Annotated in this window: 19 protein-coding genes and 1 riboswitch; of the genes, 2 read left to right on the forward strand and 17 right to left on the reverse strand. The window is 36.1% G+C overall.

Annotated elements, in window-relative coordinates:
- Positions 1-27 precede the first annotated feature (27 nt).
- Positions 28-441 (reverse strand): hypothetical protein, encoded by a 414-nt coding sequence (locus tag AC4PID_RS04645; RefSeq protein ID WP_492134401.1) that lies wholly within the window; start codon positions 439-441, stop codon positions 28-30.
- Positions 442-543: 102 nt separating this feature from the next.
- On the reverse strand, positions 544-1482 hold the full coding sequence (locus tag AC4PID_RS04650) for a helix-turn-helix domain-containing protein (RefSeq protein WP_492134402.1): 939 nt from the start codon (positions 1480-1482) through the stop codon (positions 544-546).
- 78 nt (positions 1483-1560) lie between these two features.
- On the opposite strand from AC4PID_RS04650, the gene AC4PID_RS04655 reads away from it, so the two are divergent.
- Positions 1561-1692 carry a hypothetical protein gene (locus AC4PID_RS04655; protein WP_492134403.1) on the forward strand — a complete coding sequence of 44 codons (132 nt, stop codon included), beginning with the start codon at positions 1561-1563 and terminating at the stop codon, positions 1690-1692.
- A gap of 151 nt (positions 1693-1843) precedes the next feature.
- Here AC4PID_RS04655 and AC4PID_RS04660 read toward each other — a convergent pair whose 3' ends face one another.
- The 13 genes from AC4PID_RS04660 to AC4PID_RS04720 form a co-directional block, all read right to left on the reverse strand.
- A complete protein-coding gene (locus AC4PID_RS04660) occupies positions 1844-2329 on the reverse strand; it encodes a hypothetical protein (protein ID WP_492134404.1) in 486 nt (161 codons plus the stop codon).
- Between the two features lie 50 nt (positions 2330-2379).
- Positions 2380-3153, reverse strand: coding sequence for a CPBP family glutamic-type intramembrane protease (locus AC4PID_RS04665; RefSeq protein ID WP_492134405.1), 774 nt, complete (start codon positions 3151-3153; stop codon positions 2380-2382).
- Complete coding sequence (locus tag AC4PID_RS04670) at positions 3134-3700, reverse strand: DUF1697 domain-containing protein (protein WP_492134406.1); 567 nt, start codon at positions 3698-3700, stop codon at positions 3134-3136. The genes AC4PID_RS04665 and AC4PID_RS04670 overlap by 20 nt, the downstream gene beginning before the upstream one ends.
- A 14-nt stretch (positions 3701-3714) precedes the next feature.
- Complete coding sequence (locus tag AC4PID_RS04675; RefSeq protein ID WP_492134407.1) at positions 3715-4521, reverse strand: GNAT family N-acetyltransferase; 807 nt, start codon at positions 4519-4521, stop codon at positions 3715-3717.
- Positions 4522-4542: 21 nt separating this feature from the next.
- The gene (locus tag AC4PID_RS04680; RefSeq protein WP_492134408.1) at positions 4543-4995 is read right to left on the reverse strand and encodes a GNAT family N-acetyltransferase; all 453 of its coding nucleotides are present in this window, start codon (positions 4993-4995) and stop codon (positions 4543-4545) included.
- A 255-nt stretch (positions 4996-5250) separates the two neighbouring features.
- The gene (locus tag AC4PID_RS04685; protein ID WP_492134409.1) at positions 5251-5589 is read right to left on the reverse strand and encodes a DUF6054 family protein; all 339 of its coding nucleotides are present in this window, start codon (positions 5587-5589) and stop codon (positions 5251-5253) included.
- 12 nt (positions 5590-5601) lie between these two features.
- Positions 5602-5763 carry a hypothetical protein gene (locus AC4PID_RS04690; protein ID WP_492134410.1) on the reverse strand — a complete coding sequence of 54 codons (162 nt, stop codon included), beginning with the start codon at positions 5761-5763 and terminating at the stop codon, positions 5602-5604.
- Positions 5756-6076, reverse strand: coding sequence for a hypothetical protein (locus AC4PID_RS04695; protein ID WP_492134411.1), 321 nt, complete (start codon positions 6074-6076; stop codon positions 5756-5758). Before AC4PID_RS04695 ends, AC4PID_RS04690 begins: the two co-directional genes overlap by 8 nt.
- A 111-nt stretch (positions 6077-6187) precedes the next feature.
- Positions 6188-6709, reverse strand: coding sequence for a DUF5673 domain-containing protein (locus AC4PID_RS04700; RefSeq protein ID WP_492135358.1), 522 nt, complete (start codon positions 6707-6709; stop codon positions 6188-6190).
- Positions 6710-6737: 28 nt separating this feature from the next.
- Entirely contained in the window at positions 6738-7106 is a 369-nt protein-coding gene (locus AC4PID_RS04705; RefSeq protein WP_492134412.1) for a VOC family protein, read from the reverse strand.
- Between the two features lie 221 nt (positions 7107-7327).
- Complete coding sequence (locus tag AC4PID_RS04710; protein ID WP_492134413.1) at positions 7328-7783, reverse strand: GNAT family N-acetyltransferase; 456 nt, start codon at positions 7781-7783, stop codon at positions 7328-7330.
- A 131-nt stretch (positions 7784-7914) separates the two neighbouring features.
- Positions 7915-8322: a VOC family protein gene (locus AC4PID_RS04715; RefSeq protein WP_492134414.1), complete on the reverse strand. Its 408-nt coding sequence runs from the start codon at positions 8320-8322 to the stop codon at positions 7915-7917.
- Positions 8323-8345: 23 nt separating this feature from the next.
- Positions 8346-8738 carry a VOC family protein gene (locus AC4PID_RS04720; protein WP_492134415.1) on the reverse strand — a complete coding sequence of 131 codons (393 nt, stop codon included), beginning with the start codon at positions 8736-8738 and terminating at the stop codon, positions 8346-8348.
- A 280-nt stretch (positions 8739-9018) separates the two neighbouring features.
- Positions 9019-9117: riboswitch (purine riboswitch) on the forward strand.
- A gap of 61 nt (positions 9118-9178) precedes the next feature.
- Between AC4PID_RS04720 and AC4PID_RS04725 the strand changes: the two genes are divergently transcribed.
- Positions 9179-10594, forward strand: coding sequence for an NAD(P)/FAD-dependent oxidoreductase (locus AC4PID_RS04725; RefSeq protein ID WP_492134416.1), 1416 nt, complete (start codon positions 9179-9181; stop codon positions 10592-10594).
- A 199-nt stretch (positions 10595-10793) separates the two neighbouring features.
- Here AC4PID_RS04725 and AC4PID_RS04730 read toward each other — a convergent pair whose 3' ends face one another.
- Together AC4PID_RS04730 and AC4PID_RS04735 are read right to left on the reverse strand one after the other, a co-directional pair.
- Complete coding sequence (locus tag AC4PID_RS04730) at positions 10794-12503, reverse strand: methyl-accepting chemotaxis protein (RefSeq protein WP_492134417.1); 1710 nt, start codon at positions 12501-12503, stop codon at positions 10794-10796.
- 192 nt (positions 12504-12695) lie between these two features.
- Positions 12696-16166 (reverse strand): PPi-type phosphoenolpyruvate carboxykinase family protein, encoded by a 3471-nt coding sequence (locus AC4PID_RS04735; protein WP_492134418.1) that lies wholly within the window; start codon positions 16164-16166, stop codon positions 12696-12698.
- Between the last annotated feature and the right edge of the window lie 71 nt (positions 16167-16237).

A 16237-nucleotide genomic window follows, 5' to 3' on the forward strand; every position in this document is an offset into this window, starting at 1 on the left:
CAACAAAAGATTATTAATATCAACCAACTAAGCTAATCCAACTGTTTTATCAATAATCTCAATGCCTTTTGATAAGCCCTGAGAAAAGTAACTACAGTGAATTAAGTTCAGAATTTCTCTTCCAGTGTCCCCAGTCCACTTCAAGGACATTAACTTATTATCAAATAAGTCTTCAATATCACAAATGCTAGTGGGATTATCCATTCCTATCTCAACCAGAGTTTTGATGGTTTGAATTTGCTCATATGTAAGATTATGCATCTTATCAAAAAGATCTTTTTCATAAAAATGCTTTTGCGGTAAGGATAAATAATAATAATCCATAAAGGATTGATTCATTACCGAATATGTGTCTTGTCTATTCTCCCGATGTGTAATTGCTTGTAACTCAGATAAAATTGTTACCGCCACACCAAAGAAAGTTTTTTCGTTTTTATTCATAATACCCTCTCATTTTATACATTCTGTGACTGACTCGTTTATCATACAAAATTAAGAGTATAAAAAAATGCTAATAAATTAGCACTTGGCAATTTACTAGCATTAATAATCCAGTTCGTTTCGTAAATGATGGTCAATTCCGTATTGTTCGACAATTGATTTCAATAATACTTTTCGTCTCTCACCTGTCGAATTCAATATTGCCACCGTAAACAAATCGTAGCTTTCTCTTCTATTAAGAAAATGATATGCAACTGCTTTTCTCATGATCATATCCACATACAATGTATTTGTAAAAGCAAGCCTCCGATCTGACAAAGCCAGATCAATGGTTTCAATTACCTTCACATGTTCATCCATAATATGAAATGCATATGCAATTGCTTGATATAGAGCGCCTATTTGATCAACAACTCGATCCCCTAAAACAGGATAATAATTAATCTTTTCAAGCACGTGCTGACAAAACTCAATTGAACGCTCACATTCTTTATTTCTTCGATAAAGAGTCGCTAAATAGATTGCCACAGTAACTTCGAAGGGATACAGGTACGGTGTATTCAGTAGCTTTGAGTTCTTACCAGATAAAGCCAATAGGATATTTTCAACATTGACAACAATAGTTTTCCCGTCTCTTACTTCTTTTATCCTAATGCCTCTAAAGGCTTCTAGAAAATGCATATAGTAAGTATTATTCTCCACTTCTTCACTATCACTATGTGCTATTTCTTCAAAAGCATGGTCGATTAGTTCAATTAATCCCTCGTAGTCTAAGGTATTCAATTTTTCGTTTACCAACTTTACCATACTCTCAGAAAATAATGAAAATGGATGTCTCGTTTCAGCAAATAGTGCTAGAAGATCAAATCGATATAAGTTTGATAAATTTTCAAGCGTAGATAGCTTGGGCTCAGGAATACCTCTTTCAAGACGTCTTAATGTCTCAACCGAAATTCCCGTTATCGACTTTACTTCTTCACGAGTAAAACCACAATTTTCTCTTACGATAAGTGCTTGTTTTCCAAATTCTTTTAAGTCCATGATACTCCCAATGCATTAGCAGTTTTTGTGTTCGTTTCCATTGTACCCTATATCCAATCGAAAGCCAAGGAGGATACAATGAAAACAAAATTAATCAGCTTTATTACTCTATTACTGCTACTTACAGTTGCTATCGGAGCAACCCCTGCAAATGACAATAGCCATTATGTTGCAGGCGACGAGGACATTCCAGTTTATATTGGACGTTAATGACACTATCCCCGCTGTCAGCGGGATACATATAAAGTTGGCAATGGTGCATTTTCATAGAAATGCACCATCTATAAAAGAATTATACCTCTTTTGTTTTTATTGAACTCTTTTTCTTCCTAAATGGCTCTTAAACTGTCTTGAACTGAATTCAATTTTGTAACCTCAAAAACTCTATGGTCTTAATTTGACTTTCAATGGCACTTTCACCTGCAAAATGATTCATTTTCCCTCCTAAAAGTGCTTTTGTGTAGACAACATTACCGCCATTTTCTTCAACACGGGTTCTAATGTAGTCATGCACTTTATCACTGTTTCTCAAATCTTCAAATTGTTGAAAGGTAATAATTGAGACTGATTTATCAGAAAAATCCGCATGATCTAAAAAAGCATTCATTGCTGGCACGCCATTACTCGCCCATATTGGCAGCATTAAAATGACTTCATTAGAGGTTTTGATCTCAGACCAAGGGTCTCCAATTAATCTAGAGCCTTTTTTTCGAAGTGCTTGAATAAAATTTCCTTTTTTTGATTCTTTTAGTTCTATCAGTTCTGCACCAATATGATTGGCAATTAGTCTCGCTCCGGTTCTTGTATTATTGTCTTTAGAATAAAAAACAATGACCTTATCACTCATAATATGACCTCCATTTAAAAAGACTCAACTAAAGAAATCTATGTATTCATCTAACTTAAAATATATGAAGTCATTAAACCTAAAATTGTGATAACAAAATTTGTATAACCATGTACCACAATTGGGGCGAATAAACTATTTGTTTGATCATATATCGTCGCAAATAAAAGCCCTGTAAAAGTAGTCAAAGCTAATTGGACGGGATCATAATAATAGACTTCAAATGGAATAACACTTAAACTTATGTGTGATAGAACAAAAAATGGAACTGACAATAAGGTTACGATTTTAAACGTCTTTCCCATGAACCGAAAGGTTTCTCGCCATGCAAAGCCTAGAACAACAAATATCAAGCCTCTAAAAAGTGCTTCTTCTGCAAATGCATCCAACAGTAATAAATCTCTTAATATGAGTGCAAATTTCATATTGCCTTGAACAGGATATTTTGCTGTTATGTAGTTCGCAAAATTTGGAATCACAATTGAACTTATTAAAAAGAAAAAAAACACCAATATTGGCCAAATAATTACAACAAATTTGATTATCTTTAAACTATCCTTTTTATTTTCAAGATTAAGCCCTAAACCAGATAATGGCATTTTAAACCATAGCTTAAATATGATGAGTACTGTAACAAACTGAATACTTCGGTGACATAGAGCTGACAAGAAATAATAATAAGCGGTTGATGGCTGTACTCCAAATGCAGTTGAAACAGCACCTTCAAAATGGCGTGTCAAATATGCTGCAAATTCGAAAGGAATCAGTTCTGACAATGCTAATGCAATTAATAACGCCACCCATTTATTCTTCAATATTTTCAAGCATATCACCAATCTTTATAATCGTATTGAAATTTCTAACAGTACCTTCCGTACCAAGGCGTTTCAAGTTGATAGCTACTTTGGCAGTTCGGATACTCTCTGAGAGCAAGAGGTAAACCTCACGTCCATAAAAAGCACACAGGTTATCTTTTTCGATGTATTTCGTAAGGTTAGAAAAATCTTGTTCTGTTATCTCATGAGGTAAAAAGGAAACATATGCAGCCTCATAACTCCCTACTGCTCCAAGCGCAATCGCATTTTCAATCTCATCTTTTGAGAATGGACAATTTAAAAGCACTTTTTGGAATTCAGAAGAACTTCTTAATATTACAGGAACATCAAAACCGTAATGCGCACTAATTTTTTTTGATAAGAGTTCGGTCAATGTTGCTTCGTCTAATTCTGAATTAAAAATGACATTACCACTTTGAATATAGGTCTGAACCGCAGTCAGTCCCAAGCTCTCAAAGATCACAATTAAATCTGCCATTTTTATTCTTTTCTTTCCTACATTTATACCTCTTAGTAAAGCGACATAAGTCCTCATACCATACTCCTGTCCTATTTCAAATTGTTCCTTTTCATTTGTAACTCATATTCATCTTCTTTTGGCATAAATCCATATTGCCGATAAAGTTTTATCGCGTGTAAATTTTCAATATCAACCGCCAGAAAAGCCTTATTCGCACCATTTTTAGCTCCATAAAGAAGTGCTTGTTCAAATAAATGTCTACCAACGCCAAGTTTGTGAAATTTGGGTTTCACTGCAAGTTCACGAATCCAAAGCGTTGTGCCTTCGTTATAAATAGATACGCAACAGAGTCCAACAATTTTACCTTGTACTCTATGAACAATAACTTCATTGCCACTTTCTAGCCAATTTTCGAACCATTCTGTATCATCGCCAAAGAAGCCTCGACTATATCCAATACAGGCTCTTGATATTTCAGAAAGAATCTGACAATCCCCTTTAGAAGCAAACTCAGGTACGACTGCATTGCTAAGCGTATTTGCAGTCGCAACTAAAGATCGGTTAAAGAAATCTTGTATTTCACAGAAAACTCTAAAACCGATACCTACGAGTGCTTGATCATATGGTTTTTTTATGAACTTAATGACACCATTTAGCCTAAGATTTTTAAGAGCCGTAATTAAATGTTCAAAGTCATTGGTTGCATAATGGATTTCAGCGACCTTACCCGTTTGATCATACAATAATATTAAGTCTTCTGAGTTAAAAACAATCTCCATTTTTTGAAGATCCTCTAAATCCGTATACCTCATCGAACTAAAAAGAGATGCCTCTTGTTGCTTGTATATGGCTTCATATAATTGTTTCCCCTTTTCTGTAGGGTTCGTACTTAACATATTTTCCTCCAATTTTGAAGACTAGACTGGATGTTTATAAATCCTTGAATGCTCTCCCCAGGGATGATAACCCTCACCAATGTACACAAATCCAACCTTTTCATAATAACCTATATGATCCGTACACAGGTAAACATCACTAAAATTCGCCTTCTTCGCATCTTCCTTTGCTCTATCTATCAACTGATAACCAAATCCGTTTCCTCTATAGGCAGGTTCAATATACAGCGCACAAATCCATGGATACAAATCCATTCTGCTGATAAAATCGTTTGTAATCAGCCCTGCACATCCTATAATCTCATTATTATCCTCGAGTAAATACCAATGAGGTAAAGGACTTTTCGTATGAATCGCATTTTTTATGCAATCCTCATATATAATCATCGTTTTTTCAGAAGCCCATTTGCTCTGAAAATATGCAATTGCCTTCTCTGCATAATGGGGTTCTTCTCTTACAGATATAATTTTCATGAGTCACCTTTACTGATCTTCTTTTATGCATTTCGCATGTAATTCATTATTCTAACTTTGATCCATTTCAATACTATTAAATTCTATATCTATCAAACAAATCCTCTTTTGATTGTCTTAAATCTATATGACATTTTTATGACACATTAAAAATCTTCATACTACAATTCCACAACTTTTACTACAAACTAAATTGTGACTTAAAAGTAGCCATCGTTCTCATGAAAGATGGCACTACTCAAAGAATATTTAGCTCTAATAACCTAAGTCTCTCAAACAATCGCTTACGATATCCACGAGTTCACTTTCAGCCCCCCAACTCAGATTAAAGATAACACCTTGTCCGCCACCTGCACCGATTGCTGAAACATATAGTTCATTTCCATTGTCTACAACCGTTAAACTCAAACTTGCTCGAGAACTATTTCGCATAAAATACTTATCGTAAACTCTTACCAGCACTTGAACCTCTCCTGAACTATATGAATTTTCATCCACTAAGTTCATTGAGACTGCACTATTGATGATTGCTTTGTCTAACTCACCTACAATTTTATTAAAATCAGCTACAATTGTTTTTTCAAATTTAGCCATAATTACCTCCTCCTAGTTCATCTTTGTTCTATTTTTTAACCACTTGGTTCCAGATTCCCAAACCAAATTATTTTCAATACCTGCACCTATCCATAATTCAACAATAACGATATAGAGAATGAAAATCGGTAAAAATATGAGCCATTTCTTATTGAACTTATTTTTTTTAAGCATCTGTTTTCTCCAATATACTATTTTTGACTTCAATCGCCATACTATTATATTTTCTGTTCTCTATTGTAAAAACATATGGCATTTGAATTGCAAACAATAGATTTTTTGCCGCAACAGGCTGATCTTTCGTTAATATTTGTAAATATCCTTTAGCCAATATATTTGCTTCATTCAGCAAGACCCCTATTATGTCTTTATAATTGATTTCAAACACTTGCGGTTTTTCCCTACCTTGCTTGATGATCTGAATGGATGCTTCCCCCTCAACTTCATCTGGTATTATAATATATCCGTTACTAAACTCGTATTTCATAATTCTCCTTCTAATTCAAATCTTTAAAGCCATGCCAAAACATATCCTTCTACCATCCATAATTGTTCTAGGCAATTCTACAAACATCATCCCCTTTTTTCAACTGTTCTTCTAGAATGAACTATAAGCGTATCCTTTAATTAATTGATCTACCCTTTCTTTATCATCACTCGCAATCTGAACGGAAAATTTGGAATTATAGAAAAAGAAAAAAGCAATTCTCTTTCTGTGCTTGATTGTTAATTTTTCAATTTGATCCGTATGATGATCTGACCAAGTATATGTAACAATTGAGTCCCATTTAATAAATCGATTAAAGCTGCATATGCCTTTTGCACTTAGTAATATAGGCTTAAACTGCAAAAGTAAAAAGATAAGTGATAGAGTTGTGATCAAAACAGAATAAACAATCATATTTGAAACTTGTGAAGTTTTAAAATACCTAACCCATGTAGATATAAGTAAATAACTCATTAGGATCACCATAATAATAGCGTCAGACCCAAAAACGGGTTTGATTTTAAATAAAATCTGATTCACTTTAGAATGTCGAAGTCTTTCTATGATATTCATGGCAAAGTCAAGTAAGATGTAGCACATTAAGATGTTAAATACTAGATATTCGTAAAACATGTCCACAATCCTTTCCTCCCTTTGTATTCTAAGCGAACAAACACCAGTTAACGCCATACTGATCAACTAAGCTCACCATCAGCTCACTATAAAAGCATGGTCCTAATGGTATCAAAATTTCAGCATTCTCTTTCAAAATTTCAAATGCCTTCACAATTCTGTGTTTCTCACTATCCCCAAATTGCAAACAAAATTGCATTGTATTTCCTATTATGACATCTGATTCTATTGATTCAGATAAAGCTATAATCTGTCCCCCAAGATCAAGTTCCACATGAAGGTAGCTGCCATCTTCATTCTTGTGTTCACTTATGATACTTGCATCGAAGGCCTTTTGATAGAAGCTTGCGGCCTCCTTTGAATTGTGTATGTACAATTGCATTAAGGATCGTTTCATTCAATCACCATCCAATCATATAGTGCAATTACGCATTGACTTCCCTTCAACTTCCTTAAGAAGATATTGTGTCATATCTATTATCCATCAATAACCTATCGATTACATTAAAATAACATTAATAAATGCTTAATCCATATTTTTTTCCTAAAAAGACATTTAAATGTACTAAATCAAAAACCTGTATGCCACCGTTTTCACGTTCTGACATACAGGTCAAATTATTTGAGCCACTTTCTCATATAATAACGTGTGAATCCTTCCTTATAAGACGACTCACCAAAAACATCATAACCAAGCCTTTTATAAAATTCTGGCGCTTGAAAGTTAAACGTATTTAACTCAATTTGAGTACAGCCTCTACTGCGTGCTATCTGCTCCGCATCATTCATGAGTTGTCTTCCATAGCCATACTTTCTATATTGGGGTTCAATCCAAAGTGTCTCCACATACATCATATATCTATAAATAACGGTCAGTATCCCGCCAACCACTTTTCCTGACTCATCTTTCACAAAAAGATTAACTTTTTCAGGTTCTTTTGATTGAGCTGAAGGCGCTTCCATACGGTTTTGCAGTCGTAGTGCTTCTTCAATATAATTTGCAGCTATTTGATCATCTGATGGTTCAATTCTTAGTAATGGTTCTTTTAAATTTTTTTCTAACTGATTCTCCATAAGCGAACTCCAAATCTAACAATTTTTATTCCATTTATCCTTCCGATATAATAAGATCCTTTTATTATTAGATCCTTTTCATAGTAAGATTCATTTTTTTAAAAGCTTCATTTTTATAGAATGCTTCTTACTTAAATTGTGATTTCGATGATATTACCATCAGGATCTAGAACACTGCTCTCATAATAACCATCTCCCGTTTTTCTCGGTTCACCATAAATGGTATGTCCATCTGCTCGAAGTCTGTTTGTCAAATCATCTACTTTTTCCTTTGATCCCACAGAAATGGCAAGATGAACGTATCCAACCATTAACGATTGAGGATTAGAGTCCGACAGTTCAATTTTCGGACGGTTTATTAGTCCTTCAATGGTCATCAGTTCAAGTCTTGCACCTTCCTCAAAAGTGAGAAAATAAGACTCAAACTTTTTTTGATGATTGGTATATTTGTCATTCGAGGTCACCTTAAAATAAGTAACATAAAATGCCTTCATAGCCTCAAGTTGATTTGTCCAAAGTGCAAAATGCTCTAATTTCATTGTCCGTTACTCCTTCTTATCTATTACACCCGTTTCGCAAATGCGATGACATTACCATCAAAGTCAGCACAATAAGATGCATAGTCTCCCCAATTTCTATTTTTAGCTTCACTAATTCCCCTTGCGCCTAAATCAACCGCTTTTTGATAATAAGCAACAGGATCATCTACATATAAATACAGCTCACATCTAGGATAGGCTGTGTTTTGATTGGGATTATCTACATTTCCTTCTAGGACTCTAACGATACCATCTCCGGGTAGTAGGCCCAAGCGAGTGTAATCGTTTATAAAAATTTCTGTCATTCCGTCCACATCCAAATGTGGGCTACGATTAAAAAGTGCTGTGTAAAAATCTCTTGAACGCGCTTGATTTTCCACATAAATTATAAAAATCAGTTCATTTGTGTTAATCATAAAACCTCCTAAGAGTAATTTCCTTTGCTGCCATAATACACGCTATATTGCCTGTTACAAAATACACTTATAGAATATTCGACCTTTCACTGCAAAACTCCTTCTTGAAACAAAAATGAAACAATCTACAGAACCCGAACTATGTTGGTGATATTTATCATTTTGTTCTTGATTTTTTCGATTACTTAGCGTACAATAATCAAGGAAAAAGCGAACAAAATGTAATCGATGCATTTTATAGTTTGTCTATTTCCTTAAACTGGCGAATTAATACCATTACGTTTGAGGCATCTCATTCATTTATATAATTTGACGATATGGGTCAAAAGTTTCTACCTAACACCGTAAATGTTAGACTATAAATGTTGCACATCTTGTGCAGCATTTTTATTTTTGCTCACAACATATGTGTGATCGCTTTTAAATTAAGGAGGAATCACATGATAACTGAAAATACGAACATTCTAATAATTGGTGCAGGACCAGCTGGCATATTTACTGCTTACGAGTTAATTGAACAAGGCTACACTGGTGAAATTACCCTGCTCGAAAAGGGTGTTTCCATTGAAAAAAGACACTGTCCAAAGGACAAAACAGGGATTTGTGTAAATTGTAAGCCTTATTGTCACATTACAACTGGTTTTTCAGGTGCTGGCGCTTTTTCTGATGGAAAGCTCTCGCTGGTAACTGAAGTTGGTGGAGATTTACCAACACATTCTGGAACATCAAAGGTACAAGGCTTTATCGATTATACCGATCAAATCTATCTAAAATTTGGTGCTGACGAGAAAATTGAAGGTATCGAAAATACAGATGAGATCAAAGAGATTAGAAGAAAGGCCATCTCTGCAAGTTTGAAACTTGTTGATTGTCCAATTCGCCATTTAGGTACTGAAAAAGCTCAGGAAATCTATCTTGATTTGCAAAATTATCTTTTAGCTAAAGGTGTTAAAATTCACTTCAGTACCATAGCAGAAGACTTTATTATAGAGTCCGGTGTCGTAAAAGGTGCTATCATCTCTGATTCTAAGACCAAGACGAACTCAGTAAAATTATTTGCAGATAAGGTAGTCGTTGCAGCAGGCAGAAAAGGCTCAGACTGGCTCTTTCACATGTGTCAAAAGCATGGTATTAATCAAGTGGCTGGCCCTATTGATATCGGTGTTCGTGTTGAGGTTAGAAACGAAGTAATGGAGTCTGTCAATAATGTACTATATGAATCAAAACTCATTGGTTACCCCAATCCATTTGGAGATAAAGTCCGTACATTTTGTCAAAATCCTGGTGGCTTTGTTTCTCAAGAAAATTACGATGAAGGAATCGCAATCGTCAACGGGCATTCCTATAAAGAACTAAAATCGAATAATACAAATTTAGCCATTTTAAGTTCACATCATTTTTCAGAGCCCTTTAATCAGCCGACAGAATATGGCAAAATGACTGCTAAGCTCGTCAACATGTTAGGCAACGGCGCTATATTAGTACAAAGATATGGCGATATTCTCGAAGGCAAAAGAACATGGCAGCACGAGCTTGACCGTTCCAATGTCATCCCAACATTAAAGGATGCGGTTGCTGGAGACTTAACCTCTGCGCTCCCATATAGAACCATGACCAATATTTTAAATTTTATAGAAGCTCTGGATAAGGTCGTGCCTGGCTTTGCGTCTGGTGAGACTTTATTATACGGACCTGAAATTAAATTTTACTCTAACCGAATCACTATAGATGATAACTTTGAAACCAACATCAAAGGCTTATACGCCTTAGGCGATTCAAGTGGTTGGACAAGAGGTTTAATGATGGCAAGCGCTATGGGCGTTATGATGGGTCGCTACTTAACTTCAACAAAATAGTAGCCTATAAAAAAGCTTCAAAGAATTAGAATCTTCTAATAAATAAACCTGCCTTCGAATGATAAACCAATGGATAGAACATACATCGGTTTACCGTTTCTAGGCAGGTTTTTCTAGTTTAATTGATACTATTTTTTATTACTATTTTTTCTGATACTATTTTTTCTGATGCTATTTTTCTAATGCTATTGTGATTTTATTATACTTTAAACTTAGCGATCATATCGTTTAGCTCTTTTACAATGGCATGGTTTTCTTCAGTACTGCCACTAACAAGTGAAGCGTTTTCTGCAACGGTTATGGTCATCGCTTGAATCCTGTCGATTTGTTCTGCTTCCTGCTCTGTCGCTTTAAACACCTCGCTAACGCTGGTAGCAATCGTTGTCATAGAACTACTTAACTCCTCAGAAATCGCACTTAGTTCCAACATAATATCATTGAAAGCATTTGCGTCGACGTTATACTGGTCGCCAATTTCAATGAGTTTTTTATAGTCCTTCAAAACGCGTTCTTCTACAAACGTTAAAATACTATTTGCATCATTGACCAAATTTCCAACTGTATCTTTTATAAAATCGACTGTCACCCTTATACCACCAACCATATCTGTGGACTCGTCTGCAAGTTTACTGATTTCACCTGCGACGACAGCGAACCCTCTTCCTGCCTCACCTGCTCTGGCAGCTTCTATGGAAGCATTAAGTGCAAGCAATTGCGTTTGAGATGATATTCTGAGTATGCCTTCAAGAAACTCGTTGATTTTATCTACTTCTTCTGCTTTTTTAATTGCTACTTCAAGTTTTTCTTTTACTTCCTCATAGATGCCGATTGCATCCTTTTCTGATAACTCAGCATCATTTTTCAGCTTTACGGCACGATCACTTACTGATGAGGCATTAAGCGCACCATCTGATGCCTTTGAAGCGACAACCTCTATGGCATCTCTAGCTTCATCTATCGTTTGATTGACTTGATGCATAGAAGCGCTCGTTTCTTCTATAACAGCGGAAATATCTGTTACAGATAGTGAGGTTGACTCTGACGCTTCTTCAAGCTCTCCAGAACTTACACTAATCTCCTGAGCACTTTGATCCAGCTGTGTAGAAATAGACTTCAGATTCGTCACCATCTGAATCAATTCACTTCTAACCTTTTCAAAGGAAGCCGAAATTCCTCCAAGCTCATCTTTCGAAAGAATAGACATTTTTTCAGAAAAATCAAGTGCAGCATATTTAGAAGTTTCTTCTGTAATTTTCTTCAAATTTTTGTTTAACGGTAGGATTATAAAAGCCATAATAACAATCGAAAATACAACGATAACTGCAAGTGCGATCATAACATCTCTAAAAAGCCCTTGTTCAATTGCTTTTAAGTCATCGACATATACACCAGAACCGACGACCCATCCCCAAGGTTCAAATACTTTTACATAAGAAATCTTAGGTTGTGGCGCTTCACTTCCAGGTTTTGGCCATTGATAATGTACGTTGCCTTCACCATTGGCTTTAGCAACATCTACCATCTCTTGGAACAAGTACTTGCCGTCCGGATCATGTATACCAAGAACATTGGTACCATCTAGCTCTGGTTTAATTGGATGCATTAACATGATGCCGTCTAGATCATTGACCCAAAAATATTCCACCTCTTCATATCTAAAGCTTTTAATGACTTCAAGTGCATTCTGTTTGGCATCAGCTTCACTGATTGCACCACTCTGATAAAGGTCATATTCACGTTGTATCTCAGAAAGTGGCAAGTCCACTAACTGCTCAAGTTTTTGTACGGTTTTTTCTTCGATTAATCCATTGGCTTTCGGTAGCACAAAAATTAGGATGAAGCCCATGAAGACAGCTAAAATCAGAATGGCTAATGTAATTATTTTGGTCTTCAACTTCAAATTCTTCATATAATCCTCCAGGTTATTCTTTAGCACAGTTAAACACTATAACAAATTAATACCCATTACAAACTAAAAAAATCATGCTTCGGTATTATTATATAATATTTTTTATATATAACTAAGAATTTAAAACTATTATGTAAAAATAGCTATGTATATATAACCGAATATACATAGCTATTTGAATTTTACTTGTTTTTACAACGCTGTAATACCAAGGCCTATAGTCCCTTCAAGCTTTTTGACATACGCCGCATTTAAGATTTCTAATCTGAACATTCTTGCTTTTTCCAACGCTAAGTCATAACCGTACTCACTGACGATATCTTCATTGGCTTTGTCTGAGATGAACGCTTCTAAAGCACTGATTTTTTTATCGATGATTGCCAAATCATTTGCCTGCTTTAAAACAAGTCGATTTTGATACCAATCACTTTTTACTACCGATTCGCGAGTAAATAAAGCCCTGATCTCAGGACTATCGATGGTTTTCCCTGCATAGGTCCCTTCTACCATAATATATAATAAGGCTTTCAGTGGTGGAATCGCATCGTTAACACTACCATCTGCAAAATAGGCTTTCGCAGCTTTTTCCTGCCCTCTAGTGATATTCTCAATCCCTTCCACAAATGCATCATAATCTTGTAGCTCAGGTTTTAAAAGTTCTTCGCTGAAAACAGTTTGAGGTTCATCAAAGACCTTCCCTAAAAATTTATAAGAAAAAACATTGGTCATACGATATCCTAGACGACTTGCTTTAATTAGTCTTCCTTCATACTCAAAATCATCCAGCTTCTCTAGTGCGCCATCCAGAATCATTTGCTTCGGACTTCTTTCTTCGGGCGTCATTCTCGACCACAACTCAGGAATCAGTATTGAAATATCATGATCCACTTTGTACTTTGGCCCTATGTGACCAGCAGGTGTTGTGAATGCCTCATAGCCCCCTAAAATATAACTTAACAAGGCGTTGTTTAGATCGTAAATCGGCAAAAGCATATTAAATGGTCCTTTGGTCAACGCTCCTTCAGAGCCTGCACCGGTCGTCGATGGCGACTTGCCAGTTAAACTACTGATAAAGTCCATGAAGAGCTCTGGTAGTTCTTGATAATGCAATGGATTATAGACGCTAAGTGGTGGCACTTTAATGCCATTTTCAAGTCCAGGAGGATTATTTCTTCGACCGGGAAGTATGGCATTTACAGGAGTAAGTACTGGATCATGAAGTGATATGCGCCTTGCCAATCTAGTTCCCATCTCTGCCGCATAGTTCATCACTGGGTTTGTAAAATCGGTTCGATGCTCCAGATATCTCGGGTTTTTGCTTGGTGCACCACCCACTAGTCTAGGTTCACTGGATACGACACAGTATGCATCATTTCCCTTTAGAAACGTCTCAATGTGATTTCTAACTGGCTCAGTATAGTTGACATAAGTGACAACGTCTTCTTTAATTGACCATACATCATCCTTTGTCAAAGGCTGAAAATTAGTTGCGAACAGCTGGTCACTTGAAAGATCACGTTCTGCTCTTAAATCATAACCTTTGTGAATGGCATCGTCTGGCCTTTGGAAAAATCGATATTCACAGTTAGAAACAAATTTATAACTTGGATTGTTATAGTTTGGATTGAGATGCTTTAATCTTTCTGCTGGAATTAAAGTGGATGCTGTGACATCGTCCTCCATTTGAAGCTTTTCACTTGGCATAAAATCCATACGCAGTTTAAAGATGCGCCATGCCTTATCGTCCTCAAACCCAACTCTTAAATAAGAAGGTCGAATGGTTCTACCATCAAATTTCACTTCATTACCAGGTTTACCGTCAATCAAATCTACGGTAAAATGACTTCTCCAATCCCCTTGCCAAGACTGTTTGTAAAACCGTTTTACCATAAATACCAAAGATTTAATATAGTTTGGAATTTGTCTTAAATAGTCATTAAATGCGTCCGAGTAGGCTGGTGAAGGGGATAATAGCTTTATTACCGAACCCAGAGTTCGATCCTTTGACAAAATTGACCTTGAAGGTCGCTCCCTCTCAGGAAACTCACGCCATCTTTTTCTATAATCGTAGTTCAAAATTTCTTCTACTTGGTTTAAGTCCGACTCAAGATTATTGATATAGTAATTGCCGTATATTATCGCATTGGAAATTGGCTTTGAGATTTCTGATTTACCTCCACCTGAAACGGTGCAAGGTTTGTGACAAAACGTACCTTCAGCATCTGTGCTAATCAACTTCCAAGCAGGAGCAGCAGGATGCTTTTCCATATGCAATTTTTCACCATTTGGCAGAATATAGATGGATTCTGGTCGTAGCTTGATGGTATGTGTTCTCCCTTGATACTGCCATTTAATTTCCGTTTTATTGAGGTTAATTTCGATGTTTTCAGGAAGGTAAATGACATTTTTGAACAGCTTATCTATACCATAATGCTCTGGCAGCAGTTCCATTCGCTCACCGATTCGACTGATCGCTTCATCAAAGGTATAATTACCGATGCGTTTATCATCACACGCATTGAAATTTTCACCTACATTTCGTCTCGGAAACGCTATCGTACCGCCTGCATGCTCTTCTTCAACACCACCAAAGAGATTGGATGCAAAGCTAATTTGTGTTTTTATTTCCTTTTTGGAATAGCCAAAATAATTATCTGCAATTAAAGTAACCGCAACACCACTCTCATCTCGACAGGTGATTTTAAATGCTTGACCTTCATTATAAAGCTCACCACTTTCTTTATAGCACATCCCATCGCGTCTTTGTCGCTCAGTTGCTTGATCATAATGTGGCAGTCCCAAATCTTTCTTTCTCATGGTTGAAAGGTGTGGCGCTAATAAGATATAACCCGTATGTCCTGACCAGCCATCTATGTCGAGCCCCGCATCATTGGCATGATAACTTGGGTCACCTGAGTTACCAAAAACAGACTCTACAAAATCCAAGTTAGAAACCAAGCTACCTGGTGCAACAAACAAAACCTCCATGGTCTTTTCCAGTTCAACCCCTGCAACTTCAGGTGAAACAATAGGTCTAACCGATAGTGCAACAAAGGTTCGAGCTCTTTCTTTATCCAATTGGCCACTTGTGAAAGGCAGCTCTTGAAGCAACTCAGGTGGATGAATAGCCGCCTCGTAAAGTTTAAGAAACACATCCTTCGGAACTGCCTTCTTATCGCCAGGGATTTTCATACCGCCTTCAGCGATATGGAAAGAGCCTTTGGTTGTCCTCCTATCATTTTTAGGATTGTTGAGGATACCTTGCTTGATACGATAGCTATGAATGTATTCATTCTTAAACTCATCTTGATCTGGTGGTAAAGAAAGCTCTCTCGCAAGACCATAGTGGTCGAGATTAAAATATTCACTAACCACCTTAGGTTGTGTTTCGACATCTGAAAAATACTGGTTAAAAAAAACATTAATCCGCTTGTGAATGCCTATGGTATTCACGTCAACCATACGGGTTTTTTCTTTATAATCTTGAATGATATCTGAAAAGAGATTGATAAAATAGGCACCTGTTGTTTTGTCGGATTCACCCTGATGATAGATAGGAAGCCCCATTGTCGCTAGCTTAAAATTAATATATTTAATTCTATCCTCCTGTGTACTGGTGGAATGAATACTCCCATGTACCATCCCAAGTGATTTATAACTCATCGGCACCTCCTGTTTATAAATGCAACTCATAGATTATTTATACATCATTATATGCCTTAGACTTTCAAAAA

The organism is Fusibacter sp. QWL-12 (genome assembly GCF_058683495.1).

Excerpts from the sequence above, each read along its gene's own strand:
- AC4PID_RS04700 (WP_492135358.1), bottom strand. The coding sequence starts at position 6,709 with ATGTTTTACGAATATCTAGTATTTAACATCTTAATGTGCTACATCTTA.
- AC4PID_RS04670 (WP_492134406.1), bottom strand. The coding sequence starts at position 3,700 with ATGAGGACTTATGTCGCTTTACTAAGAGGTATAAATGTAGGAAAGAAA.
- AC4PID_RS04650 (WP_492134402.1), bottom strand. The coding sequence starts at position 1,482 with ATGGACTTAAAAGAATTTGGAAAACAAGCACTTATCGTAAGAGAAAAT.
- AC4PID_RS04710 (WP_492134413.1), bottom strand. The coding sequence starts at position 7,783 with ATGGAGAATCAGTTAGAAAAAAATTTAAAAGAACCATTACTAAGAATT.
- AC4PID_RS04715 (WP_492134414.1), bottom strand. The coding sequence starts at position 8,322 with ATGAAATTAGAGCATTTTGCACTTTGGACAAATCAACTTGAGGCTATG.
- AC4PID_RS04730 (WP_492134417.1), bottom strand. The coding sequence starts at position 12,503 with ATGAAGAATTTGAAGTTGAAGACCAAAATAATTACATTAGCCATTCTG.
- AC4PID_RS04645 (WP_492134401.1), bottom strand. The coding sequence starts at position 441 with ATGAATAAAAACGAAAAAACTTTCTTTGGTGTGGCGGTAACAATTTTA.
- AC4PID_RS04675 (WP_492134407.1), bottom strand. The coding sequence starts at position 4,521 with ATGTTAAGTACGAACCCTACAGAAAAGGGGAAACAATTATATGAAGCC.
- AC4PID_RS04660 (WP_492134404.1), bottom strand. The coding sequence starts at position 2,329 with ATGAGTGATAAGGTCATTGTTTTTTATTCTAAAGACAATAATACAAGA.
- AC4PID_RS04655 (WP_492134403.1), top strand. The coding sequence starts at position 1,561 with ATGAAAACAAAATTAATCAGCTTTATTACTCTATTACTGCTACTTACA.
- AC4PID_RS04695 (WP_492134411.1), bottom strand. The coding sequence starts at position 6,076 with ATGAAATACGAGTTTAGTAACGGATATATTATAATACCAGATGAAGTT.
- AC4PID_RS04685 (WP_492134409.1), bottom strand. The coding sequence starts at position 5,589 with ATGGCTAAATTTGAAAAAACAATTGTAGCTGATTTTAATAAAATTGTA.
- AC4PID_RS04735 (WP_492134418.1), bottom strand. The coding sequence starts at position 16,166 with ATGAGTTATAAATCACTTGGGATGGTACATGGGAGTATTCATTCCACC.
- AC4PID_RS04680 (WP_492134408.1), bottom strand. The coding sequence starts at position 4,995 with ATGAAAATTATATCTGTAAGAGAAGAACCCCATTATGCAGAGAAGGCA.
- AC4PID_RS04720 (WP_492134415.1), bottom strand. The coding sequence starts at position 8,738 with ATGATTAACACAAATGAACTGATTTTTATAATTTATGTGGAAAATCAA.
- AC4PID_RS04690 (WP_492134410.1), bottom strand. The coding sequence starts at position 5,763 with ATGCTTAAAAAAAATAAGTTCAATAAGAAATGGCTCATATTTTTACCG.
- AC4PID_RS04725 (WP_492134416.1), top strand. The coding sequence starts at position 9,179 with ATGATAACTGAAAATACGAACATTCTAATAATTGGTGCAGGACCAGCT.
- AC4PID_RS04705 (WP_492134412.1), bottom strand. The coding sequence starts at position 7,106 with ATGAAACGATCCTTAATGCAATTGTACATACACAATTCAAAGGAGGCC.